The following is a 21,811-nucleotide window of genomic DNA, read 5'->3' as shown; positions in this document are numbered from 1 at the left end:
GAAATTCATGCAATAAATATCCGTTTCATGGATAGTCTTTTGTATGGTAGACTATAACTAGGCATAAAGGGGTGAGGAGTAGTGGTTGAAATACAAGGGAAAAAGTATGAAATAATTGAAAATAATAGGAACGGCTTTCAAATGGAAACATTGAAAGAACGTTATTCAGATATACTTGCAAAGTATGATTATATTGTAGGTGATTGGGGATATGAGCAGCTACGCTTGAAAGGGTTTTATGATGATAACAACAGTAAGGCCTCGTTTGATACAAAAATAAGCACATTAGAGGATTACTTATATGAATACTGTAATTTTGGTTGTGCCTATTTTGTCTTAAAAAAAGTCGATAAATGATAAAATGATCAGTAGTTACTAAAGAACTACTGATCATCTTCTTGTTGAGGGTGTACATCATCAGGTTCGTCATGAATCACATGTGAACCAGGAACTTGTCGAGGTAAATCTTCATGCAATTCTTTGTATGGAAAGACAAAAGCACTTTGACGTTGTTGCCCTTTTCCCCATGGTGTTGACTTTCCATATACGGGTTCATCTTTATTTATAGAAGAACCAAAAGAACCTTCAGGAAATTCTTCTGGTATTAAATTATTTCTGACATTATTTACATTCGAAAAATCGGAAAACCTTTTTTCATCTTTTCTACTCATGTTATCACCCTTTCTTCGTTTTTAGGTTTAACGAAAAAAGGTGCATCAATCGTGGGAATTTTTAACTATCCCTTTGTGATGTAATGTTTGATCCTAATAAAAATTGAAAAAATGGTTTTATTTTTTGATAATATTAAAGGATGGAGTATAGAAGATTAGCCAAAAAAGCCATTTGTGATTTGATTTCACGAATGGCATTAGTATGTATAGTTATAAAACGCCCTCCAAAAATTTCCTAACTTCGTCCGCCTCCATTTCAGATAACTGAAATGTGTGTGCAATAGATATACCTTCTGATAAATCATTTTTGCCTAATACCGCATATCGTTTGGTAGTTAAATCAATAATTGCCGTTTTGTCAGGATCTTCACTTTCCATAAAGGCAAAATCATACCGTTTGAAGTTACCCATAAAACTAACATAGCGCACCTTTTTCGTTACCGTTTCATCTCTTATAAGTTCGAATTGATTTCTCATATTCCAACTCCTCCAAACTTTTAACATTTCCTTAACTATATCATGTTTTACTCAATTATTCATCTGACATATGATATGATAGTAATAGTAGGCATGGGGGGTATAACATGTATTTTGTGGATCGAAAAAAAATAGAAGAAACGTTAAACTATATGGATTCCTTATTAGAAGAGGTTGAAACGCAATCTTTTGATTCCTATGTGCAAAGGCTAGGATTAGAACGAATGGTACATATGGTAGCAGAATCTACATTAGATGTTGGCAATATGATGATAGATGGATTTATTATGCGTGATCCAGGTAGCTTTGATGATATTATTGATATATTGATTGATGAAAAAGTATTGCCAATAGATGATAAAGAAGCGTACAGAGTACTCATTCAATTACGTCATCAAATTATAAAAAATTATTTAGCAATTGATCATGATACTTTATTATCCAGTTTTCTAAACTATAAACAGAAATTTGATCAATTCAGTAACCATATTAGAACCTACTTAGATAATGAATTAGGCGTAGCAAATGCATTTTCAAAAGAATAATGAAGGTGATGAGTCGTGAAGAAAAGATCCCAAACAAAGCAAAAATTACTGAATATCCTTAAGAAGGATAATGAATTAAAAATAGAAGAAATAATGGCTTATTTTACTATATCGGAAATTGCTGTTCGTAAACACCTTCATGAATTGGAGCAACAAGGATTAATTAATGTTGAAAAAAGAAAACAGCAATTGGGCCGCCCATATCACACTTATTCCTTAACAAAAAAGGGACATGATACGTTTCCAAATCAATATGAAAAATTACCACTGGAATTATTGCGTGATTTAGAAGAATTAGAAGGAAAACAAGCTGTTACAAAGTTATTGTCCAAGCGGATGGAGCGAGAAAGAAAAGACTTAGAACAAAAAATTCATTCGAATGATTTTGAAGAGAAAGTTGCTACCGTTGCCAAAATACAAGATAAAAAAGGGTATATGGTTGAGTTGAAAAAAAACGAAGCAGGCGATTATGAAATGAAACATTATAATTGTCCAATCGCCAATATTGCTTCATGCTATAAACAAATGTGCAGTAATGAGAAATCTATTTTTGAGCAAATCTTTTCAACGAGTGAAGTTATCTCCCACTCTTGTATTACAAATGGAGATCATTGTTGTAAATGGACGATTAAGAAACCAGTAAAAGGGTGAACTTGTTTGTGAAAACATATAAAGGGTATTTGATTGATTTAGACGGGACAATGTATCGTGGAACAGATCGAATTGAGTCAGCAAGTGAATTTGTACAGGCATTACAGGAAAAGGAAATTCCGTATCTATATGTGACCAATAACTCAACGAAAACACAAGAGGATGTCGCAGCAAAACTTAATCGGTTAGACATACCCTCAACATCAGATCAGGTATTAACTTCTAGTATTGCTACAGCTAATTATATTTCCAAACATAAACCAAATGCCACTTGTTATGTTATTGGAGAGGAAGGCCTTGTTTCGGCACTCGAGCAAAAAGATCTTACATTAGATGATAAGAATTGTGATTACGTTGTGATCGGAATGGATCGAAATATCTCTTATGAGAAGTTAGCGAAGGCATGCCTTTTGATACGAAATGGTGCAACATTTCTTTCAACTAATAGTGATGTTGCAATTCCTACTGAAAGGGGCTTATTACCAGGGAATGGTGCTTTAACATCCGTTATTACGGTCAGTACTGGAATAGAACCCATTTTTATTGGAAAGCCGTCATCTATTATTATGGAGGAAGGTTTATATTTACTTGGTCTCGAAAAAGAAGAGGTATTAATGGTTGGAGATAATTATCATACAGATATTTTGGCTGGAATAAAGGCTGGGGTTGATACATTAATGGTCTTTACAGGTGTAACGCCAAAATCGGATTATCCTACACTGGAAACGAAACCAACCTATTATGTCAATCGTTTAGATGAGTGGATTAGTAAGATTTAAATGCAGTCTTCCTTGAAGAAAGGAGGACTGTTTTATGTTTTTGGATGTTTTCTACAGGATTGTTACCTTTCAAGTCCTAATGATAGTTGATATTTAAAGCAAGCGTAGTTGATTTCCGCTTCGGATAAGAAGTTCACCATCGACAGGAATTAATGTGCTATCAATGTTTACATATAAATAACGGAACGAGGATTTCAAACCATGCGGCAAACACGGGATTTGGAGGAAATAACGGAATGACGATTCATCCAAAAGAACTAGGCGGTCCCTCATTCCGCTGTTGATAAGAAAAGCGGTACTTTTGAGGTCGGGATGAACAATAATAAAGATGGAAAAACATGGATTAATCTAGACGAATAATCACAGAAGGATGAAGGGGCAGGATCTTTTTCATCTGCATCTCTTTGTAAAAGACCCCTGTCCCATTTGACATTAAAACCCTAGAAAGTATCATCTTACGTAATACTCTTTGTAAATATAGCTGTTTTCTAACAGAATGTTGCTTTTCAAGTATGAATCTTAATAAAGTGAAACTTCAATCGGTGGGGGTTTCCTTTCCTCCCCCACTGATTGTTAGTTGAACGAATCGGACATTTACGGGCAGTTTGATCCCCCACTTATCTTTCTTGGATCTCCTAAGAAATCTTGAAGTGGGGGTCTTACTGCCCGTTACATGCGGGATAAATAGTTTATATAAATAACGTACGATGAGAAAAGGCCCATATTTTCTAATCATCTAATAGCTTATCGTCTTCAGTTGCGTGTGCCAGTCTACTGGAAGCAGCAGCTGCAATTGCACCTACAATATCATCCAGAAACGTGTGACATTCTCCCGTTGTTTTATCATTAAGGTGTTTTAAAATTCCTGGCTTTTGTTTATCAATGTACCCATAATTCGTAAACCCAATCGAACCATATACATTCACGATGGAAAATGCAACAACTTCATCAATACCGTATAAACTTTCATCAGTTTCTAATGTACGTTGTAACGGCTCATCTAATTTTTTTTGTTCTGCTAACCGATCTAACTGTATACCAGTTAAAATGGCATTCTGAACCTCCCGTTTAGTTAACACACGATCTACATTATGACGACAGTCGTCCATCTTTAAATCCTCATGATATTTTGACTGTAAATAATAGACAAGATCTGCTATATCATCTACCGTTACACCGCGTTCACGTAACCATTGTCTTGCAGTCTTTTCTAATACACTTTGATTTGTTTCCATTTTACGATCACCTCTTTATTAAAATTTACCATTACTAGTTAAAATATGACCTTTACCTACATACACTCTTCTAGTAGGAGGAGATATTTGTGGAACAGTTACTTCATACGTATTATGGTATCCAAAATGGTGAAGAATTGCTAGTTAATCAGAGAAAAGGAATCATAGCAGATAATTCTATTTATTTTATCATGGATGCAAATAATAATGAAATCATCCATATGGAGCAGGCAGTCCTTTCTTCCTATTTGGCTAAGCACCATTATCCCTATGTAGCTGAACCGATACAAAATATACATGGAGATTGGTTTACTACCTATCAAGGCAAAAAGTATATGGTACTTCAAGTCAATCATATGAAAGAGACTTCTCATTTGCCCCATGGAGAAGAGCTAGCTAACTTCCATAACATAGGGGCTACCTATCAATATCAACCACAAACCATTTCAAGTTATGGGCAATGGGAACAGCTTTGGATTAATAAGCTAACGATATTCGAGAATCAAATTGAACAATATACTACAGAACGATCCACATACTATGCTCGCTTATTGATGGATAGTTTACCATATCTTATCGGGATTAGTGAAAATGCTATTCAATATTTACATGAGAGTGAACAAGAACAGCGTTTTCATGAAGTGGACCAGGGAACTATCACATTTCATCGTTATCAATCAAATGTCCTGCAGCAAATTATTTGGCCTGATGACTTAATATATGACCATCCCACAAGAGATTTGGCAGAATTTATAAGAGTGAAGTGGTTAGAGGGAACAGAAAATCCTAATCAAGAAGTAATACAATTTCTAAACGACTATCAAACTGTTCGGCCATTATCGATTTTTAGTTGGCGGTTAATCTATGCACGATTATTATTCCCGATTCATCTATTTGATGTGATCGCAAAGAGTTTTCTTGCACAGTCTACGGAAGATCATTACGCCAAACTCGACTATATGTTAAAGCAACAAACTGTTTATGAAAGCCGTTTACGGGACTTTTTCCATGTAGTAGGTTTAGATACTGAATCCCTATCAATTCCTGTGTTAAACTGGTTATAAACCAAGATAAGGAAGAAGTGAGGTGTTCTTTCATGACCAAACCGATCATCTACATAACAAGGAAAATTCCAGTGGAACTACTAAAACCTTATGAAGACCGTTATGATTTTCGAATGTGGCCCGAATCAGAAACACCTGTGCCGCGTGAAATTTTGAGAAGAGAAGCAAGAGAAGCAGATGGTGTATTATGTATGTTAACAGAAAAAATAGATGAAGCCTTTTTATCGGAGAATGCTCATTTACAGATTATAGCAAATATGGCAGTTGGATATGATAATATCAATGTAGAAGCAGCGAATAGAAAGGGAATATGGGTGACCAATACACCAGATGTGTTAACCGAAACAACTGCTGATTTGACATTCGCGTTATTGATGGCAACAGCAAGGCGTGTTACGGAGGCAAGTGATTATATTAAAGAGGATCGTTGGAAAAATTGGTCACCCTTTTTACTAGCGGGTTCGGATATCCACCATAAAACAATCGGTATAGTAGGAATGGGAAGAATAGGAAAGGCGGTTGCAAAGCGAGCAACAGGATTTAATATGTCCATTTTGTACCATAATCGAACACGAAAACACCAAGCAGAAAAAGAGGTAGGTGTTACGTATGTTCCTTTTGAAACACTATTGGATGAGTCTGATTACGTCATTTCACTTGTTCCGTTAACCAAAGAGACAAAACATTTATTTAATGAAGCGGCGTTCCAGAAGATGAAGGAATCTGCCATATTTATAAATGTCTCTCGTGGTGGGACAATGGATGAAATTGCGTTATATGAAGCATTACAATCTGGAGAAATAAAAGCAGCGGGATTAGACGTTTTTGAAGAAGAACCAATTAGCTCAGATCATCCGCTTTTGAAACTTGATAACACGGTATGCCTACCACACATAGGCTCAAGTAGTATGAAAACACGTAGTCAAATGATAACCTTATGCTTAGACAATATTGATGCCGTTCTACAAGGGCAACAGCCAAAAACACCAGTAAGGATAGAATAATAAAAAAGGCAGACGATCAATACGACTCGTCTGCCTTACATAGCATATATAAATTAAAATACTTGTTCGATTTCTCTTACACCAGGTACTTCAGCCATTAGTGCACGCTCAATCCCAGCTTTTAGTGTGATGGTGGAACTTGGACAGTTTCCACAAGCACCCATAAGACGAAGTAATACAATGCCATCATCATCAACATCAATTAATTCCACATCTCCACCGTCACGTAGTAAATATGGACGTAGTTTGTTTAACACTTCTTGTACTTGCTCTTGCATGAACCATCGTCTCCTTTCCTTAATATCATTATAAAATGAAATACAAAAAAAATCTATATGTGTCTATTGGAAAATTTCTCTTTTATGAAATAGGATTTTTTCTTTATGTTATTTTTTATTGTATCTTTTGTAAAAGGTTTTGTAAAATGAAAGTAATTATACTGGTGGAGGGATCATGAAAATGGAAAAAAATATAAAAATTACCGTTTATGGAGCAGAACAAATTTGTGCAAGTTGTGTAGGTGCACCTGGGTCTAAGGATACGTATGAATGGCTACAAGCAGCTATTGGTAGAAAATATGATGACCCATCTGTGGAATATGAATATATCGATATCGATCACCCACCAAAAGAAGAAAAACATCAAGCGTTTGTCGAACGTATTTTTGAAGAGGATTTGTTCTATCCCATTGTGTTTGTGAATGAAGTAATGGTAGCAGAAGGAATACCAAAATTAAAAACAATATACCAGGAATTGGAGAAACAAGGAGTACAGTAAAGACTTAACGAAATGAGGTATGTATAATGGAAATACCATTTACCAAAATGCATGGACTTGGCAATAATTATATTTATATCGATTTATTTGAATATGATCTGGAAGAAGACATTTTAGCTGATTTAGCAAAAAGTGTTTCAAATGTCAATACTGGAATTGGGTCAGATGGACTGATTCTAATTCACCCAACTGAACAAGCAGATGTTGGAATGCGTATTTTTAACAAAGATGGTTCAGAAGGACAAAGCTGTGGAAATGGCCTGCGTTGTGTTGCAAAATATGCCTATGAGTCTGGAATTGTTCAGGAAGAGTCATTTAACATTGAAACACGTGCTAATATTGTTGAAGCTACTGTAAGGGTGGAAGAAAGTATCGTAACAGAAATTACGATTAATATGGGGGAGCCAATTTTAAGACGATCTCAAATTCCCATGCTTGGGAATGATGATCCTCAAGTTTTACAAGAACCATTTATTGTGAATGAAACACAACTAGAAGTGACTGCATTATCAATGGGTAATCCACATGCGGTCTTTTTTGTAGATCGGATTGAAGAAGCGCCATTATATGAATTTGGCCCCATTATTGAAAAAGATCCGTTATTTCCTAATGGTGTCAATGTGGAATTTATTGAGGTTGTTTCTGAGGATGAAATCAATTTCCGTGTGTGGGAACGTGGCTCAGGTGTAACACAAGCTTGTGGAACTGGTGCATGTGCAGCGGTGGTGGCTGCTGCTTTAAACCAAAAAATACAACGAAATAAAGAAGTACTTGTTCATTTACAGGGTGGCGATTTAAAAATAAAATGGGATGACGATGGGAAAGTATGGATGACTGGAGAAGCAGAAATAATTGCATCAGGTGTTTTTTACTACTCAAATGTTTGAATCCTTGTTGAATAGTTTGTATACTAGAAGATAATGATTTAACTAACCTGTCAGAAAATAAAGGAGGGCATGAGATGGTTATTTCAATCACAGATGATGCATCACGCCAAGTACATGAAATGATGCAGGAAGAATCAGAGGGAGTTCGCTTACGCTTTGGGATACAAGGTGGCGGCTGTAGTGGATTATCTTATAAACTAGGTTTTGACTATGATGTAAATGATGAACTCGATATGGTAGATGAAATAAATGGCGTGCCAGTTGTTATTTTTAAACAGGACATTCCAATCTTGGAAGGAACCACAATTGATTTTAAACAGAATATGATGGGTGGCGGATTTAGTATTGATAATCCAAATGCCATTGTATCTTGTGGATGTGGGTCCTCTTTTAAAGCGAAAGAACGTGAAGGTGCACCTGAAAAATGTTAGTGAGATTTAGCTAGAATGCATGAAGAGGCGTTCTAGCTTTTTCTTGGTAAAAATTACTATAGAATGCTTCGTATGTAATTAGGGTTGGGGATAATGAATTGCTACTATTATAGAGGGGGATAACATGAGTAAAAGTTGTGGACATACAGCCAGTAGTAATGGAAAAGACCTATGTGTACGAAAAGTACCGTTTTTTAATCATTTAAATGAAGATGAAATGCTTAAGATTGTAGCTTTAAGTAGAAGTCTGCATTATGAAAAAGGGGAAATCATTTTCCATGAAGGAGATCCCTTAGAATATTTATACATTGTTCATCAAGGTCGTGTAAAAAATTATCAGTTATTTGATTCTGGGAAGGAACAACTATTGCGAATCCTAGAACCAGGTGAGTTTATGGGTGAGTTAGCCTTGTTTACTGAAAAAACATTGGATAGCTATGCAGAGGCGATGAAAACAACCGAGATATGTGCCATTCATCGGGATGATATGCAACAACTAATGCAGACGTATCCAACTATAGCAGTAAAAATCTTAGAGCAGTTTAGTTCTCGTTTAGAACAAACTGAGCAACTTGTTGGTCAGCTTAGTGCAAAAGATGTGGAAGCAAGGGTTGCTCATTATTTAATTGCAACGGCTGAGGATATGGATTCCTATGATATTACACTACCAATGAGCAAAAAGGATCTTGCATCCTATCTAGGTACCACACAGGAAACGATTAGTAGACGTCTATCCAGTTTTCAAACAAAAGGGTGGATTGAACAAAAAGGTCACCGGCAAATCAAAATAGTAAACATGGAGGCATTAATGGAGGTTGCCTCTGATGCATAGAAAATACTTGTGTTAACTGGTAGGATATTCAAAGGCTGTTTTACAAAAGATTGTTGCTTTTTCTCGTATGGATTTTAATGAGCACTTGCTAGATGATGTGCTATCAATGTTTGTCTATCAACGCAAGATGGATCCAAACCAAATTTTGAGCAAATAACGGAATGACGATTCATCAACAAAAATAGCTTTTTTTAATAAAGTATTCGAAAAAGCCCATTCAAAAAAACAACGCCTGATCCAAGCGTTGTTTTCTGTTTAATACGGTGATCAATGCATGATTAGATTCTTGATGTTTAGCTAAGCCAGCCCTGCATTGACTAAATCTTATTAAAGAGGATGTTCAAAAAGTCCGGTAAAAATGACACATCTAATTTCTTCGTTGGCTTGCATTTTTAGCTCCTTGGAAAAGAATTACACTTTTCCTGCGTGCGATGTAGATTCTAGTGAGCATTCCCTGTGCTCACGTATTAATTGCATACGCTCCGCTGCTCAAGGCTTCGCCGCCTCGAACTTCCGACGTACAGGACGTACTAGTGTCGGCGTTGTAACAGGACGCCTGAGACCTTAGCCGACTCGGTCCTTTTTATCCTCCTTTTTGAACACGCACTTAAAACATACTAGTGGAATGTTTCGGTTGGACACGGGCTTTTGGATCCATGTATTGTTTTGCATTATTAATAGCGGTTGGCCCTTCTCCAAATCCAGTTGCAATTAGGTTAACTTTACCAGGATAGGTACAAATGTCACCTGCAGCATAGATACCAGGAATATTGGTCTCCATTTTAGAATTAACCACAATACTATTCTTCTCGATCTCTAGTCCCCAATCTTTAATTGGCCCAAGGGTAGAAATAAACCCGTAATTACATAGCACTGTATCGACATCGATTTCATACTTTTTATCGCCTTTTACTTCCTCTAGAACTACAGTTTCAATTCGATCTTGGCCTATAATCTCACTAGGCACAAATGGCGTTAATACCTCAACATTTGATTCCATTAGTTGGTTAACACTGTGTTCGTGGGCTCTAAATTTATCGCGACGGTGAACCAAGGTTACTTTTTTAGCAATTGGTTCTAACATCAATGCCCAATCTACTGCAGAATCACCACCACCTAAAAGCATAACGTGTTGATCCTGAAACTGATTCATATCTTTTACGTGGTAATGAAGGTTATTCCCTTCAAATGCTTCACTATTATCTACATTTAAACGTCTTGGTTGAAAAGCCCCATTTCCAGCTGTAATAATGATTGTTTTCGAATAATGAACCTCTTCATTCGACGTTAATTTAAATGTACCATCTTCTAAGCGCTCAACCGTTTCAATCGATTGACCTAAAACGATTGTTGGTTCAAATAAATTAGCCTGTTCTTCTAAATTATCGATTAAGCCTTGAGCTCGTACCTTTGGAAAACCTGCAATATCATAAATATATTTTTCTGGGTAAAGCGCGGTTAGCTGTCCCCCTGTATGTGGTAAACTTTCAATTATTTTAACACTAGCCTGTCGCATACCACCATAAAAGGCAGTAAATAAGCCAGTAGGTCCTGCACCAATAATGGTTACATCATATAATTTATCTGACATGGTTATTACCCCCATAAAAATGAATTCACACACTAAGGATATAGTATCATAAACCGTCATTCTTTGTGTAATTATGAACTTCAACTCATCATGTGGACATTTAAAAAATTAATTATTATAAATATAAAAATTCGGGTTGAAAATAGGTATGGAAACGGTTAATATATAGGCTGGAAATAATATTGCGATTATGTGACAATGTAATGATTTTTTCCCTTTTATCCCGCATGTAACGGGCAGTAAGACCCCCACTTCAAGATTTCTTAGGAGATCCAAGAAAGATAAGTGGGGGATAAACTGCCCGTAAATGTCCGATTCGTTCAACTAACACTCAGTGGGGGAGGAAAGGAACCCCCCACTGAGTGAAGTTTCACTTTATTTTCACTTAGTACGTGAAATATGTCACAAATAACAGGTGAAGAGGTACATATTCTATTAAACTAGTATATTGGAAGTGATGAAAATGAAAAAAAGAGAAATCGTCATTTTGGGAGCAGGTTACGGTGGAATGATGACAGCTACGAAATTACAGAAGTCACTCGGTGTAAATAAATCCTCCATTACGCTCGTTAATAAACATACTTATCATTATCAAACAACATGGTTACATGAGAACGCAGCAGGTACTTTACATCACGATCAAACGAGGATTTCTATTAAAGATGTTTTAGATTTAAATAAAATAAATTTTGTTAAGGATACTGTTGTTTCCATCAAACCTGATGAGAAAAAAGTTAAGTTAGAAAACGGTGAAATAACGTATGATATTTTAGTCATTGGATTAGGATTTGAGGCTGCTACATTTGGAATACCAGGCCTAGAGGAACATGCATTTACAATTAATAGCATAAATAGTGCTCGTTTAATAAGAGAGCATATTGAGTATAATTTTGCAAAATATCATAATGAAAAAGTGAAAAATCAGGCACGTCTAAACATAGTAGTTGGTGGTGGAGGTTTTACCGGTGTTGAGTTTATCGGTGAATTAGCAAATCGAATTCCAGAGTTATGTGAAGAATATGATATTAATAAGTCAAAAGTTCGAATTATAAATATTGAAGGGTCTGAAACGATATTAGCAGGGTTTGACCCAGATCTGGTCGAGTATGCAATGAATTCCTTAGAGTCAAGAGGCGTTGAATTTATAAATGGAGCAATGTTGAAGGAATGTAAATCTAATGCTGTCGTATATGAAAAAGATGGAAAACAATATGAAATTCCTACGTTTACAACTGTTTGGGCGGCGGGCGTTCGTGCCAATTCCATTGTTGAAAATTCTGGCTTTGAAACCAATCGTGGAAAAGTAGAAGTTCGAAAAGATATGCGTGCCCCTGATTACGATAATGTGTTTGTGATTGGGGATTGTGCGTTAATTATGAATCCTGAGAGTGGTCGTCCATACCCACCAACTGCTCAAATTGCAATACAACAGTCAGAAGTGGTTGCACATAATGTTAAAGCACTAGCACAGAACAGTGATGACTTAGAAGAATTTGAACCGAACATAATGGGAACTGTTGCATCCTTGGGACACAATGATGCGATCGGTGTTGTTGGGAATTCTAAGTTATTTGGATTTAAAGCAACTATAATGAAAAAAATAATTGATAATCGCTATTTGGTTAAGTTAGGTGGAATCGGATTATTAATGAAGAAGGGTAAGTTTAATATTTTCTATTAATAACAGTACTTGCTTTTGAAAGGAGCCTTTATTAATGTCATAAGCAAAGGTAATATAAGTGCCTTTGCTTTTTCTATACGATATAATAATGGTTGGGTAAGATTTGGACTTGCGATGAAAAGGAGTGTTTTCCATGATCCAAGCATTTGTTGCTGTATTATTATATTTTGTTATCTTTTTTGGCTTAGCATTTATTTTAAACATGCTATTAAGACGTACATGGTTAATGGCAGGTTTCTATATTGTCATAATGGTCATTATTGTAGATAATATTAGTACGATGGAGTATATAACCAGTCCAGGCGATGCGTTTCCAACTGCATTTGAGCGAATCATAAACCTTTCTGTATTTGATTACGTTGCCATTGGTTCTGGCTTTCTAGGAACAATTGTATCTGGTATTGTTATTAAAATGCTGCGAAAAAGTGGCTATCAGATGTTTTAAAGCAAGTTTTACAAAATTATTTGTATAAAAAATTGCTAGATTGGAAATGATGACATCCAGAGAGGTGTTATCAGTGAATATTAAAAAATATTTAAGAAGAATTGGAATGACTTTGTTATTTTGTGGAGCATTCTATACAACAATGAATTCCATTTCGAATCTTACCATTGGGGATGTACAAGCATGGGTAGTAGAGGATGATGTACAATACACATCATCACATCAATACCCACATTCTGTCAGTCATAGACAGCTAGCTATAGAAGAAAAAGGTTTAAATACATTAAAACAAAAAGAACGATATATTTCCAGTGAGCAATTAGAAGGACCTAAAACATTAGAAGAAGCTGTTAATGTAGAACAGCATCCTAGTGCAACAGTTGTTGCAACCGGTTATACCGCTGGTGTTGAATCAACTGGAAAGACACCAGACCACCCACATTATGGAATCACCTTTTCTGGAGTAAAAGTAAAACGAGACTTATACTCCACTATTGCAGCTGATTTAAGCATATATCCAATCGGAACTATTATGTATATACCAGATTATGGATATGGTATAGTTGCTGATAAAGGTGGCGCAATTAAAGGAAACAAAATAGACTTATATTACCCAACGGTTGAAGATGTGTATTCCAAATGGGGAAAAAAGGAAGTTGAGGTATATATCGTTGAATGGGGTGACGGTAGTTTAACAGAAGAAGAGCTTGTGCAGCTTAATGAAACCGAATCATTACAAGTGTTTCGGGAACAAATTTTAAAAGAATAGTGGAATAATAAAAAGGAAGATGAACCTTCTAGCAAGGATTCATCTTCCTTTTTTTGCACGTTAGGAAAGTATAAAATTTTAACCAAGAAGTAGACTCGACGTTGCAAAATTTTAATATCCCAAGTATAAGAAAGACTAACACCTTCACTAAAAGACGAGCGAATGCGAGTTTTTCTAAGCAGATAGAAAAGCATAAGCATAAGTGCAACTAGGGTTATCGCCGAAAAGGCTTGGCGATACCAAGTTTTCTAATTTTCTAAAATAAAGGATATAATAGGAAAGCGATGATCACTCCAGTAACCCCACCAAAAAATACCTCAATTGGCTGATGACCTAATAATTCCTTCAGTTCCTCTTTCTTTTCATATTCTGCTTTATGATTCCATTGTTTTGCTTCTTCTAAAAAGTATTGAAAATCTTTTGCTAACTGGTTCAAAACAACGGCTTGTTCGCCTGCTTGTCTTCTTACACCTGATGCATCAAACATGATAATAATGCTGAATATACATGAAATAGCAAACAAGGTTGATGTAACGCCTTCTATAATCCCTACACTTGTTGAAAGTGCTGCGACTGCAGCTGAATGGCTACTGGGCATTCCACCAGTGCTGAATGCTAGTCCTAGATCAAATTCACGTGTAACGATGTAGCGTAGAGGAATTTTAACGACTTGTGCAAAGATTATCGCTACTAAAGCAGCCCAAAGTGGGTAGTTTGAAAATAGTTCCATTCGTGCGATTACATCCTTTCATGCAAGTGTTTGTTAGCTGAAAAACTAGTCTCATTTTAGCATAGTATGTAAAAAACATATACAACAAAAAAACAGGATGTATCGTACAACCTGCTTTAAGATGATTAAGGGGTATTTGTTAGTAACCAACGTTTAGGTATTCGTTTTGTAATGCTGACCATAAAGAAAGCAGCAATTCCAGCTAATGCTGCATCTTTTATTAGAAAAGGAATCATTCCTGACCATGCAAGCATATAGGATATATCTAGTCCTAGCCACGTATTCATTGAAATATACATATAGGTAACTCCAAAAATATAATTAATCACTAATCCGGTTAATGCTGCAAAGGAATATATCGCAATTGATGCTTTTTGCCAATACTGTGTAATTGCTCCGACCACGAACGCTGTCAATACAAATGAAAGGATAAAGCCACCTGTTGGATTAATAAGTGCCATTGGACCAGCAGCCATTTTTGCAAATACAGGAACCCCAGCTATACCAACTAATATGTATGTTATCATTGCTAGACTACCGAGCTTACGGCCAAGCATAACCCCTGCAATGGTTGCGATAAATGTCTGCAATGAAAGTGGAACAGTAGCTCCTCCAATTGGAATCGCTAACATAGGGAACCAAACAGTGATATTGGCACCAATAGCCATTAGACATACAAATACAGCACAAAATGTCAGTTCAATAGGCCTTAATTTTTTCATAATATATCACTCCTTTCATCCTATCATAGCTACATGGCCAAAAATTGTCAACTTAATATTTTTGTGGTTAACAAACGGTGTGAAGAAAAGCAGTTTTCATGACGAAAACTGCAATTTGTTTTCTCCTTATTTAATCGCTGCATCCAAGGCAACCACCATCATATCATTGAAGGTAGTTTGACGTTCTTCTGCTGTTGTTTCCTCCCCAGTTAAAATATGGTCCGATACGGTTAATACAGAAAGTGCTTGACGATCAAACTTTGCTGCAAGTGTATACAATGCTGTTGTTTCCATTTCAACGGCCAAAACGTTATATTTAGCGAGTAGCTCATTTACTTCTTGGGCATTGTCACGATAGAACGTATCGCTTGTAAATACGTTTCCAACTTTGAGGTTTAGTCCTTTTTCTACCCCAACATCATAGGCATTTTTTAGCAAATCAAAATTAGCTAATGGTGCATAGTCAATACCATTAAATATCATTCGATTTATTTGAGAATCAGTAGTGGATCCTTGTGCTAAGATCACATCACGTACCTTTACATCTTTTTGAAGAGCACCACATGTTCCAACACGAATAAGCTTTTGTACGTCATAGCTTTGAATTAACTCATTGACATAAATGGAAATGGACGGAACACCCATTCCAGTGCCTTGAACGGAGATACGTTCTCCTTTGTAAGTACCTGTGTATCCATACATGCCACGAACTTGGTTATATTGTGTGACATCTTCCAAAAATGTTTCGGCAATAAATTTTGCACGTAACGGATCGCCTGGTAATAAAATTTTATCTGCAATTTCACCTTGTTGTGCTCCAATATGTACACTCATAACAGTTCCTCCTTATTCATAGTGCTTTCTTGTTTAAAATATCATATTGATTTTGTAAAAACAAATGGGGTCAAAAATTATGTCGAATAAAAGGGTTTTTTGTTTCCAAACAAATTGTTATTGGATATAATAATATTCGTTAGCCTTTTACTTTTAGGTGGGATAATTTTATGTTTTATTTAAAAGAGACTGGGAACGATAAGAAATGTACAAGCTTTGTTCGTACATACAATGAAATTATTGCTGAAGGGATGAAGAATTACTATGAAAGAGCAAAAATTTAGGATTACTGCAGATACTGGCGTTCATGCACGGCCAGCTACATTGCTTGTAAATAAAGCAGGTCAATTTGAAAGTGAAGTGGAAATAGAATTCAATGGAAAGTCTGTTAATTTAAAATCCATTATGGGTGTTATGTCACTTGGAATTCCAAAAGATGCAGAAATCACCATTAAGACGGATGGTGGTGATGAAGAGGAAGCTATGAACGGAATATCAGAGGTAATTAAAGAGCATTTGGGCGAGTAGGTAAATATGAAAGCTAGAGGATTTGCCTCTAGCTTTTTACATTAACGTTTTAATAGTAGCCTTTCGTATAAAATTTCTCTTCTAATCCTTCAATGGTTTCTAACGCTTTTTGATTAAACAATGTATCTTCTTTTTTTAGCTTTTCTTTTAATGTATTAACTGCATCTTTAAGGGAATCACTATATGATGGTATTTCACCTGTATACGGTTTAACGGCAGGTTTTTTGACGTTCATTTTTTCATATTGTGCTAACGCTTTCCGCTCATGAAAAAATACACCCTCTACTTCTCCAGGATGATGAATATCGCCTTGCATTGGATGTTTATCGACTGCAAGTACTTTTACTAAGTAGCGATCACCTCGATCTTCTAACACTTCTCCAATGTAAGTACCTGAATTATAATGGGCACGAACTGTTTCTCCTATGTTTACTTCAGCCATAACATAACCTCCTTTTAGTTTATATTTTGCCAGAAATAGGTTTAAATCGCGAATCTAACCTTTTCTCATTTAGAAAAACAATAAAGTTTGGTATAATTTTGTGGAAAAGGAAGTGATCAAGTATGATGGAATTTCTTTATTTCCCTGAAGATAAAACAGAATATATTCCAGATATTCTGATGTTAATTGTTTTTGTTATCGGAGCTGCGGTTGTCATGTATCTTTTTTATAAAAATTCCAAAAAAGAAGCAGCACGTATTGATAAGGAGTACGAGCATAAATTAGATCATACACAACGAGATAAAAAGTCAACATAGAAGAGATTCTTTGCTTGCTTCAGGTATAGAGCATAACTTTCTTACGTCCGGTAGATACTTATACTAAAAGTAACTACAAAGGAGAACCCTTATGCGACGACTGTTTTTTCTTATTGTTTTGATCTTTCTTATGTCATGTCAAAGTAATGGGGAAACTGCAAGAACGATTGATATGTATAATAGTGATGGAGATATGATTGGAACAGCTGCATTAAAAGAAAGTCCAGATGGTGTAGAAGTCAAACTGAAGTTAGAAGGACTAAAGCCAGGATATCATGGTATACATGTTCATGAATTCCCTAAATGTGAAGGACCAGAATTTAAAAGTGCAGGAAATCATTTTAATCCAGATGGAAGTGAACATGGCTTAATGCATCCTGAAGGGTCCCATTTAGGCGATATGCCAAATATAGAGGCAGATGGCGGCGGACTAGTGGATGCTGATTTGACGATACCTGAAGCTACATTATTAGATGGGAAGAACTCGCTTCTTGAAGGTGAAGGAACGTCAATCGTTATTCATGAAAATCAGGATGACGGTGTAAGTCAACCTGGTGGTAATTCTGGTGCTCGAATTGCTTGTGGGGAAATTAAAAGGGATCAAGGAGATTCCACTAACTCTCCTACTGATCCAACACAATCAAATGAAGAACAGCAAGAATAATGAAAGGCTTATTGGGGGGAAGAGCGATTTATCCCGCATGTAACGGGCAGCAAAACCCCCACTTCAAGATTTCTTAGGAGATCCAAGAAAGATAAGTGGGGGATCAAACTGCCCGTAAATGTCCGATTCGTTCAACTAACCATCAGTGGGGGAGGAAAGGAAACCACCACTGATTGAAATTTCACTTTATAAACGCGTAGTGCGGATCCTCGTTCCGTTATTGTTAAGAAAAGGGGTACTTTAGAGGTCTAGATGAATTTAGGTTCCGTTAGTTGCATAAAATCCCTGTAATATGAGGGTAAAAAAGGCGAATAGCGGAACTTAATCCATGCTCCAAACAAGCGATTTGCAGGGAATAGCGGAAAGAGGATTCATCAAATAGCAGATAAGGCCTGAAAAAGTATCTGTCCGCTCAGTTTCTGAAATGTTCATGGCGATGGAAAAACAAAATAAAAATAAACATAGAAAAACTGCACCTCCAATTGTTAGGTTTCAAACAATCGAGGTGCAGTTCAAATTTTTCCAAGCGTTTTTGGCTTGAGTGAGTTTGTTTGTAAAAAAACACTATGAACTACGTGCTCTGCTAGCATAATTAACTAGCTTTTTTTAGTATGGTTGTTTACTGCATTAATAATTCGGTTTACTCCGTCTTCTAGTGTTTTACGTGGACATGCGATATTTATTCGCATGAATTTTTCCCCTTCAGAACCGTAATCCACGCCCGTATTGAGGCCAACTTTTGCTTTTTGAATCATAAATTGTTTTAGCTGCTTACTATCTAATTGCAGGCGACTACAGTCGATCCAAAGTAGGTATGTACCTTCTGAACGAATGACCTTTAATTTTGTTGTGTTTTTCTCAAACATTTCCGTTACATAATTTTTATGGTTGTACAATACTTGTTTTAATTCATCAAGCCATGACTCACCATAGCGATAAGCTGCCTCCATTGCAGTGTTTCCCATTGTATTCAGCATGTGGTGGCCTTGTATACCTAAATGTTTATTGACCGCATCCCGCTTTTGTTTGTCTGCTGTAACAATATAGGATGCCTGTAATCCTGCTAAATTAAATGTTTTAGAAGGCGACATACATGTTACTGTGTTTTTTGCTATTTCTGGTGAGAGAGAAGCAATTGGTATATGGTTTTCACCTGGATAAATGAGGTCTGCATGGATTTCATCTGAAAAAATGATGACATCATATTTTAAACAGAGTCTTGCCATTTCTTCTAGCTCCTCTTTTTTCCATACACGCCCGACTGGATTATGTGGAGAACACAAGATAAATGCTTTTACGCCTTGCTTTAATTTTTCTTCAAAGTCTTTAAAGTCAATTTTATAATAATTATCGTTTAAAACAAGCTTATTTTTAACGATTTTGCGATCATGTTGTTCAATGACATTGTAAAAGGGTGTATACACTGGTGTTTGGATCAAAATACCGTCTCCGGGTTCTGTTAATGCCTGAACTGCCATGTGTAAGCTTGTTATAACCCCTGGACTATAGGAAATCCACTCCTTTTTAATTTCCCATTGGTGCCGTTTTTGTAACCAATTCATAACAGCATCGTTAACATCATCATCAATGGCAGTATACCCATAAATCCCATGTTTTGCTCGCTCCATCAGCGCGCTATTGACTTCTTCTGGTGCTTTGAAATCCATATCTGCTACCCACATTGGTAATACATCATCAGCCTGGAAAATGGTTGGTGCGAGATCCCATTTGACTGAACGTGTATTTTTACGATCGTGTACAGTATCAAAAATACTCATATTTTCGAACCCTCCTTCTAATTAATTATTATATCGAATATATGATTAGAAATGTTGTTATCTGTTTAGTAAAAGGTTAGAAAAACTAACACATTCGCTCGTCCTTAGCGAATGTGTTAGTTTTTCTTATACTTGGGATATTAAAATTTAGCCACGTCGAATCCACTTCTTAGCTAAAATTTTATCCCGTATGTAACGGGCAGTAAGCCCCCCCACTTCAAGATTTCTTAGGAGTTCCAAGAAAGATAAGTGGGGGGATCAAACTGCCCGTAAATGTCCGATTCGTTCAACTAACCATCAGTGGGGGGAGGAAAGGAAACCCCCACTGATTAAAGTTTCACTTTATCTTTCCTAACGTGCAAAAAAAAAGCAAAGCGTAATAACGCCTTGCTTACAGGGGGAATACGAGAAAGTCTTACATTTATAGTTATACCCACTCATCAAAAATATAAACATGTTTTTTTAAAATATATATAACTTTTCAAACGTGTGTAGATAGTTTTTCCTCTCATACGATCATAACGTAGCTCCTACTTATTTCAATCGATTTTCTAATGCTTCTTTTTCTTTTTCAAAACCAGGTTTACCTAGTAGTGCAAACATATTTTTCTTGTACGCTTCGACACCTGGTTGGTCAAACGGATTCACACCTAGTAAGTATCCACTAATAGCACATGCTTTTTCAAAGAAATATACCATATAACCAAATGTATATGCATCTAGTGCTGGCAGTTCGATAACAAGATTCGGAACATCTCCATCAGTATGTGCTAATAATGTTCCTTCATATGCCTTTTGATTAATTTCATGGATTGTTTTGTCCGCTAAGTAATTTAGTCCATCTAAATCTTGATCATCTTTTTTTAATGTCAGTTCTTTTGCGGAGGTTGAAACGTGTAAAACCGTTTCAAATAGGTCACGACGTCCATCTTGGATATATTGTCCCAATGAATGGAGATCTGTTGTGAAATTTGCAGAGGCTGGGAAGATCCCTTTTTGATCTTTTCCTTCACTTTCACCAAATAGTTGTTTCCACCATTCTGATACATATTGTAGATGTGGTTCATAATTGACAAGCATTTCGATTGTTTTTCCTTTGTTGTATAGGATATTGCGTATTGCTGCATATTGATAAGCTGGATTATCGGAAAGATTAGGATTCTCTAAATCGTTTTGTGCTTGTTTTGCACCTTCCATCATATTATCAATTGAAATACCACTTACCGCGATTGGTAATAAACCGACAGCTGTTAGGACAGAAAAACGCCCACCTACATCATCTGGAATAACAAAAGTTTCATAGCCTTCCTTGTCTGCCACCATCTTTAAGGCACCTTCTTCTTTATCTGTTGTGGCATAAATGCGTTTTTTTGCTTCTTCTGTCCCGTATTTATCCTGTAAGAATTGCTTGAATATCCGGAATGCAATAGCTGGCTCAGTGGTTGTCCCACTTTTAGAAATAACATTGATCGTAACATCTTTATTTTCGAGAATATCAAAAAGCTCTTTCATATAAGTGCTGCTTAAGTGATGGCCGACAAATATAATTTGTGGCGTATTACGCTGTTCTTTTGATAACAAGTTTTGAAAGGAATGGGTAAGCATCTCAATGGCGGCGCGAGCACCTAAATATGATCCTCCAATACCAATGACAAGTAGTACATCGGAGTCTTGTTGAATTTTCTTCGCAGCTCCTTTAATACGTTGGAATTCCTCTTTATCATAAGCCTTTGGCAAACCTAACCATCCTAAGAAATTATTACCAGGCCCTGTTTTTTGGTGTAGTTGCTCGTGAGCTGTACGAATGTATGGTTTTAAGTGGTCTAATTCATGGTTTGAAAAAAATGGTGTTGCGTTATCGTATGTAAACGATAAATGTGACATAATGACCCTCCTAGTTAGGAATATAGCATTCTTTCATGTACAAGTTTCACTTTATCGAAAGGACCTATTGAAT

General features: G+C 36.1%; 27 protein-coding genes. 16 read left to right on the top strand and 11 right to left on the bottom strand.

Features of this window, described 5'->3' with window-relative positions; translation table 11 throughout:
* The first annotated feature begins 81 nt into the window (after positions 1-81).
* A complete protein-coding gene (locus GHC26_RS12280) occupies positions 82-357 on the top strand; it encodes a YutD family protein (RefSeq protein ID WP_163971563.1) in 276 nt (91 codons plus the stop codon).
* A 26-nt stretch (positions 358-383) separates the two neighbouring features.
* On the opposite strand, the gene GHC26_RS12275 is transcribed toward GHC26_RS12280, so the two are convergent.
* Positions 384-671 (bottom strand): hypothetical protein, encoded by a 288-nt coding sequence (locus GHC26_RS12275; protein ID WP_163971562.1) that lies wholly within the window; start codon positions 669-671, stop codon positions 384-386.
* A gap of 210 nt (positions 672-881) precedes the next feature.
* Entirely contained in the window at positions 882-1,148 is a 267-nt protein-coding gene (locus GHC26_RS12270; RefSeq protein WP_163971561.1) for an SAV0927 family protein, read from the bottom strand.
* Positions 1,149-1,255: 107 nt separating this feature from the next.
* Between GHC26_RS12270 and GHC26_RS12265 the strand changes: the two genes are divergently transcribed.
* From GHC26_RS12265 to GHC26_RS12255, 3 genes are read left to right on the top strand one after another with little or no spacing between them, the layout of a single operon-like run.
* The gene (locus GHC26_RS12265) at positions 1,256-1,693 is read left to right on the top strand and encodes a DUF86 domain-containing protein (RefSeq protein WP_163971560.1); all 438 of its coding nucleotides are present in this window, start codon (positions 1,256-1,258) and stop codon (positions 1,691-1,693) included.
* Positions 1,694-1,708: 15 nt separating this feature from the next.
* Positions 1,709-2,344 (top strand): helix-turn-helix transcriptional regulator, encoded by a 636-nt coding sequence (locus GHC26_RS12260; RefSeq protein ID WP_163971559.1) that lies wholly within the window; start codon positions 1,709-1,711, stop codon positions 2,342-2,344.
* 8 nt (positions 2,345-2,352) lie between these two features.
* Positions 2,353-3,123 carry a TIGR01457 family HAD-type hydrolase gene (locus GHC26_RS12255; RefSeq protein WP_163971558.1) on the top strand — a complete coding sequence of 257 codons (771 nt, stop codon included), beginning with the start codon at positions 2,353-2,355 and terminating at the stop codon, positions 3,121-3,123.
* Positions 3,124-3,851: 728 nt separating this feature from the next.
* Here GHC26_RS12255 and GHC26_RS12250 read toward each other — a convergent pair.
* Complete coding sequence (locus GHC26_RS12250; protein WP_163971557.1) at positions 3,852-4,358, bottom strand: phosphatidylglycerophosphatase A family protein; 507 nt, start codon at positions 4,356-4,358, stop codon at positions 3,852-3,854.
* 89 nt (positions 4,359-4,447) lie between these two features.
* Here GHC26_RS12250 and GHC26_RS12245 point away from each other — a divergent pair, with 89 nt between their 5' ends.
* A complete protein-coding gene (locus tag GHC26_RS12245) occupies positions 4,448-5,422 on the top strand; it encodes a protein kinase family protein (protein ID WP_163971556.1) in 975 nt (324 codons plus the stop codon).
* A gap of 32 nt (positions 5,423-5,454) precedes the next feature.
* The gene (locus GHC26_RS12240) at positions 5,455-6,426 is read left to right on the top strand and encodes a 2-hydroxyacid dehydrogenase (RefSeq protein WP_163971555.1); all 972 of its coding nucleotides are present in this window, start codon (positions 5,455-5,457) and stop codon (positions 6,424-6,426) included.
* 53 nt (positions 6,427-6,479) lie between these two features.
* Here the strand turns inward: GHC26_RS12240 and GHC26_RS12235 are convergent, their stop codons facing one another.
* Positions 6,480-6,704, bottom strand: coding sequence for a NifU family protein (locus tag GHC26_RS12235; protein WP_163971554.1), 225 nt, complete (start codon positions 6,702-6,704; stop codon positions 6,480-6,482).
* 181 nt (positions 6,705-6,885) lie between these two features.
* On the opposite strand from GHC26_RS12235, the gene GHC26_RS12230 reads away from it, so the two are divergent.
* The 4 genes from GHC26_RS12230 to GHC26_RS12215 all read left to right on the top strand — a co-directional run bounded on the left by GHC26_RS12230 (position 6,886) and on the right by GHC26_RS12215 (position 9,353).
* A complete protein-coding gene (locus GHC26_RS12230; protein WP_163971553.1) occupies positions 6,886-7,203 on the top strand; it encodes a YuzD family protein in 318 nt (105 codons plus the stop codon).
* Between the two features lie 23 nt (positions 7,204-7,226).
* On the top strand, positions 7,227-8,090 hold the full coding sequence (gene dapF, locus GHC26_RS12225) for a diaminopimelate epimerase (protein ID WP_404821794.1): 864 nt from the start codon (positions 7,227-7,229) through the stop codon (positions 8,088-8,090).
* Positions 8,091-8,164: 74 nt separating this feature from the next.
* The gene (locus GHC26_RS12220) at positions 8,165-8,521 is read left to right on the top strand and encodes a HesB/IscA family protein (protein ID WP_163971551.1); all 357 of its coding nucleotides are present in this window, start codon (positions 8,165-8,167) and stop codon (positions 8,519-8,521) included.
* Positions 8,522-8,645: 124 nt separating this feature from the next.
* Positions 8,646-9,353 (top strand): Crp/Fnr family transcriptional regulator, encoded by a 708-nt coding sequence (locus GHC26_RS12215; protein WP_163971550.1) that lies wholly within the window; start codon positions 8,646-8,648, stop codon positions 9,351-9,353.
* 607 nt (positions 9,354-9,960) lie between these two features.
* On the opposite strand, the gene GHC26_RS12210 is transcribed toward GHC26_RS12215, so the two are convergent.
* Positions 9,961-10,944: an NAD(P)/FAD-dependent oxidoreductase gene (locus tag GHC26_RS12210; protein ID WP_163971549.1), complete on the bottom strand. Its 984-nt coding sequence runs from the start codon at positions 10,942-10,944 to the stop codon at positions 9,961-9,963.
* A gap of 463 nt (positions 10,945-11,407) precedes the next feature.
* Between GHC26_RS12210 and GHC26_RS12205 the strand changes: the two genes are divergently transcribed.
* The 3 genes from GHC26_RS12205 (at position 11,408) to GHC26_RS12195 (ending at position 13,839) form a co-directional block, all read left to right on the top strand.
* Positions 11,408-12,625, top strand: a complete 1,218-nt coding sequence (locus GHC26_RS12205) for an NAD(P)/FAD-dependent oxidoreductase (RefSeq protein ID WP_163971548.1) — start codon at positions 11,408-11,410, stop codon at positions 12,623-12,625.
* A 133-nt stretch (positions 12,626-12,758) separates the two neighbouring features.
* A complete protein-coding gene (locus tag GHC26_RS12200) occupies positions 12,759-13,070 on the top strand; it encodes a YuiB family protein (protein ID WP_163971547.1) in 312 nt (103 codons plus the stop codon).
* Positions 13,071-13,143: 73 nt separating this feature from the next.
* Positions 13,144-13,839 carry a 3D domain-containing protein gene (locus tag GHC26_RS12195; RefSeq protein WP_318937006.1) on the top strand — a complete coding sequence of 232 codons (696 nt, stop codon included), beginning with the start codon at positions 13,144-13,146 and terminating at the stop codon, positions 13,837-13,839.
* A gap of 256 nt (positions 13,840-14,095) precedes the next feature.
* On the opposite strand, the gene GHC26_RS12190 is transcribed toward GHC26_RS12195, so the two are convergent.
* The 3 genes from GHC26_RS12190 to deoD all read right to left on the bottom strand — a co-directional run bounded on the left by GHC26_RS12190 (position 14,096) and on the right by deoD (position 16,125).
* Positions 14,096-14,569, bottom strand: a complete 474-nt coding sequence (locus GHC26_RS12190) for a divergent PAP2 family protein (RefSeq protein ID WP_163971546.1) — start codon at positions 14,567-14,569, stop codon at positions 14,096-14,098.
* Between the two features lie 125 nt (positions 14,570-14,694).
* Positions 14,695-15,291 carry a biotin transporter BioY gene (locus GHC26_RS12185; RefSeq protein ID WP_163971545.1) on the bottom strand — a complete coding sequence of 199 codons (597 nt, stop codon included), beginning with the start codon at positions 15,289-15,291 and terminating at the stop codon, positions 14,695-14,697.
* 126 nt (positions 15,292-15,417) lie between these two features.
* On the bottom strand, positions 15,418-16,125 hold the full coding sequence (gene deoD, locus GHC26_RS12180; RefSeq protein ID WP_163971544.1) for a purine-nucleoside phosphorylase: 708 nt from the start codon (positions 16,123-16,125) through the stop codon (positions 15,418-15,420).
* A gap of 264 nt (positions 16,126-16,389) precedes the next feature.
* Here deoD and GHC26_RS12175 point away from each other — a divergent pair, with 264 nt between their 5' ends.
* Positions 16,390-16,653, top strand: a complete 264-nt coding sequence (locus GHC26_RS12175; protein ID WP_163971543.1) for a phosphocarrier protein HPr — start codon at positions 16,390-16,392, stop codon at positions 16,651-16,653.
* 49 nt (positions 16,654-16,702) lie between these two features.
* On the opposite strand, the gene GHC26_RS12170 is transcribed toward GHC26_RS12175, so the two are convergent.
* Entirely contained in the window at positions 16,703-17,095 is a 393-nt protein-coding gene (locus GHC26_RS12170) for a kinase-associated lipoprotein B (protein ID WP_163971542.1), read from the bottom strand.
* A gap of 122 nt (positions 17,096-17,217) precedes the next feature.
* Here GHC26_RS12170 and GHC26_RS12165 point away from each other — a divergent pair, with 122 nt between their 5' ends.
* Both GHC26_RS12165 and GHC26_RS12160 read left to right on the top strand, forming a co-directional pair.
* The gene (locus GHC26_RS12165) at positions 17,218-17,412 is read left to right on the top strand and encodes a hypothetical protein (protein WP_163971541.1); all 195 of its coding nucleotides are present in this window, start codon (positions 17,218-17,220) and stop codon (positions 17,410-17,412) included.
* A gap of 91 nt (positions 17,413-17,503) precedes the next feature.
* Positions 17,504-18,076, top strand: a complete 573-nt coding sequence (locus GHC26_RS12160; protein WP_163971540.1) for a superoxide dismutase family protein — start codon at positions 17,504-17,506, stop codon at positions 18,074-18,076.
* Positions 18,077-18,672: 596 nt separating this feature from the next.
* Here GHC26_RS12160 and GHC26_RS12155 read toward each other — a convergent pair.
* Together GHC26_RS12155 and GHC26_RS12150 are read right to left on the bottom strand one after the other, a co-directional pair.
* Positions 18,673-19,854: a MalY/PatB family protein gene (locus tag GHC26_RS12155; RefSeq protein ID WP_163971539.1), complete on the bottom strand. Its 1,182-nt coding sequence runs from the start codon at positions 19,852-19,854 to the stop codon at positions 18,673-18,675.
* 534 nt (positions 19,855-20,388) lie between these two features.
* Entirely contained in the window at positions 20,389-21,738 is a 1,350-nt protein-coding gene (locus GHC26_RS12150) for a glucose-6-phosphate isomerase (RefSeq protein WP_163971538.1), read from the bottom strand.
* Between the last annotated feature and the right edge of the window lie 73 nt (positions 21,739-21,811).

It is taken from the genome of Oceanobacillus halotolerans (assembly GCF_010993955.1).
GTDB lineage: Bacteria > Bacillota > Bacilli > Bacillales > Amphibacillaceae > Oceanibacillus_A > Oceanibacillus_A halotolerans.
This window is presented reverse-complemented; position numbering and strand designations above follow the sequence as displayed.

Coding starts and splice junctions, on each gene's coding strand:
- GHC26_RS12170 (WP_163971542.1), bottom strand. CDS start 17,095: ATGGCTGAAGTAAACATAGGAGAAACAGTTCGTGCCCATTATAATTCA.
- GHC26_RS12270 (WP_163971561.1), bottom strand. CDS start 1,148: ATGAGAAATCAATTCGAACTTATAAGAGATGAAACGGTAACGAAAAAG.
- GHC26_RS12235 (WP_163971554.1), bottom strand. CDS start 6,704: ATGCAAGAGCAAGTACAAGAAGTGTTAAACAAACTACGTCCATATTTA.
- GHC26_RS12190 (WP_163971546.1), bottom strand. CDS start 14,569: ATGGAACTATTTTCAAACTACCCACTTTGGGCTGCTTTAGTAGCGATA.
- GHC26_RS12250 (WP_163971557.1), bottom strand. CDS start 4,358: ATGGAAACAAATCAAAGTGTATTAGAAAAGACTGCAAGACAATGGTTA.
- GHC26_RS12210 (WP_163971549.1), bottom strand. CDS start 10,944: ATGTCAGATAAATTATATGATGTAACCATTATTGGTGCAGGACCTACT.
- GHC26_RS12185 (WP_163971545.1), bottom strand. CDS start 15,291: ATGAAAAAATTAAGGCCTATTGAACTGACATTTTGTGCTGTATTTGTA.
- GHC26_RS12200 (WP_163971547.1), top strand. CDS start 12,759: ATGATCCAAGCATTTGTTGCTGTATTATTATATTTTGTTATCTTTTTT.
- GHC26_RS12230 (WP_163971553.1), top strand. CDS start 6,886: ATGGAAAAAAATATAAAAATTACCGTTTATGGAGCAGAACAAATTTGT.
- GHC26_RS12155 (WP_163971539.1), bottom strand. CDS start 19,854: ATGAGTATTTTTGATACTGTACACGATCGTAAAAATACACGTTCAGTC.
- GHC26_RS12240 (WP_163971555.1), top strand. CDS start 5,455: ATGACCAAACCGATCATCTACATAACAAGGAAAATTCCAGTGGAACTA.
- deoD (WP_163971544.1), bottom strand. CDS start 16,125: ATGAGTGTACATATTGGAGCACAACAAGGTGAAATTGCAGATAAAATT.
- GHC26_RS12205 (WP_163971548.1), top strand. CDS start 11,408: ATGAAAAAAAGAGAAATCGTCATTTTGGGAGCAGGTTACGGTGGAATG.
- GHC26_RS12220 (WP_163971551.1), top strand. CDS start 8,165: ATGGTTATTTCAATCACAGATGATGCATCACGCCAAGTACATGAAATG.
- GHC26_RS12175 (WP_163971543.1), top strand. CDS start 16,390: ATGAAAGAGCAAAAATTTAGGATTACTGCAGATACTGGCGTTCATGCA.
- GHC26_RS12215 (WP_163971550.1), top strand. CDS start 8,646: ATGAGTAAAAGTTGTGGACATACAGCCAGTAGTAATGGAAAAGACCTA.
- GHC26_RS12265 (WP_163971560.1), top strand. CDS start 1,256: ATGTATTTTGTGGATCGAAAAAAAATAGAAGAAACGTTAAACTATATG.
- GHC26_RS12165 (WP_163971541.1), top strand. CDS start 17,218: ATGATGGAATTTCTTTATTTCCCTGAAGATAAAACAGAATATATTCCA.
- GHC26_RS12160 (WP_163971540.1), top strand. CDS start 17,504: ATGCGACGACTGTTTTTTCTTATTGTTTTGATCTTTCTTATGTCATGT.
- GHC26_RS12150 (WP_163971538.1), bottom strand. CDS start 21,738: ATGTCACATTTATCGTTTACATACGATAACGCAACACCATTTTTTTCA.
- GHC26_RS12275 (WP_163971562.1), bottom strand. CDS start 671: ATGAGTAGAAAAGATGAAAAAAGGTTTTCCGATTTTTCGAATGTAAAT.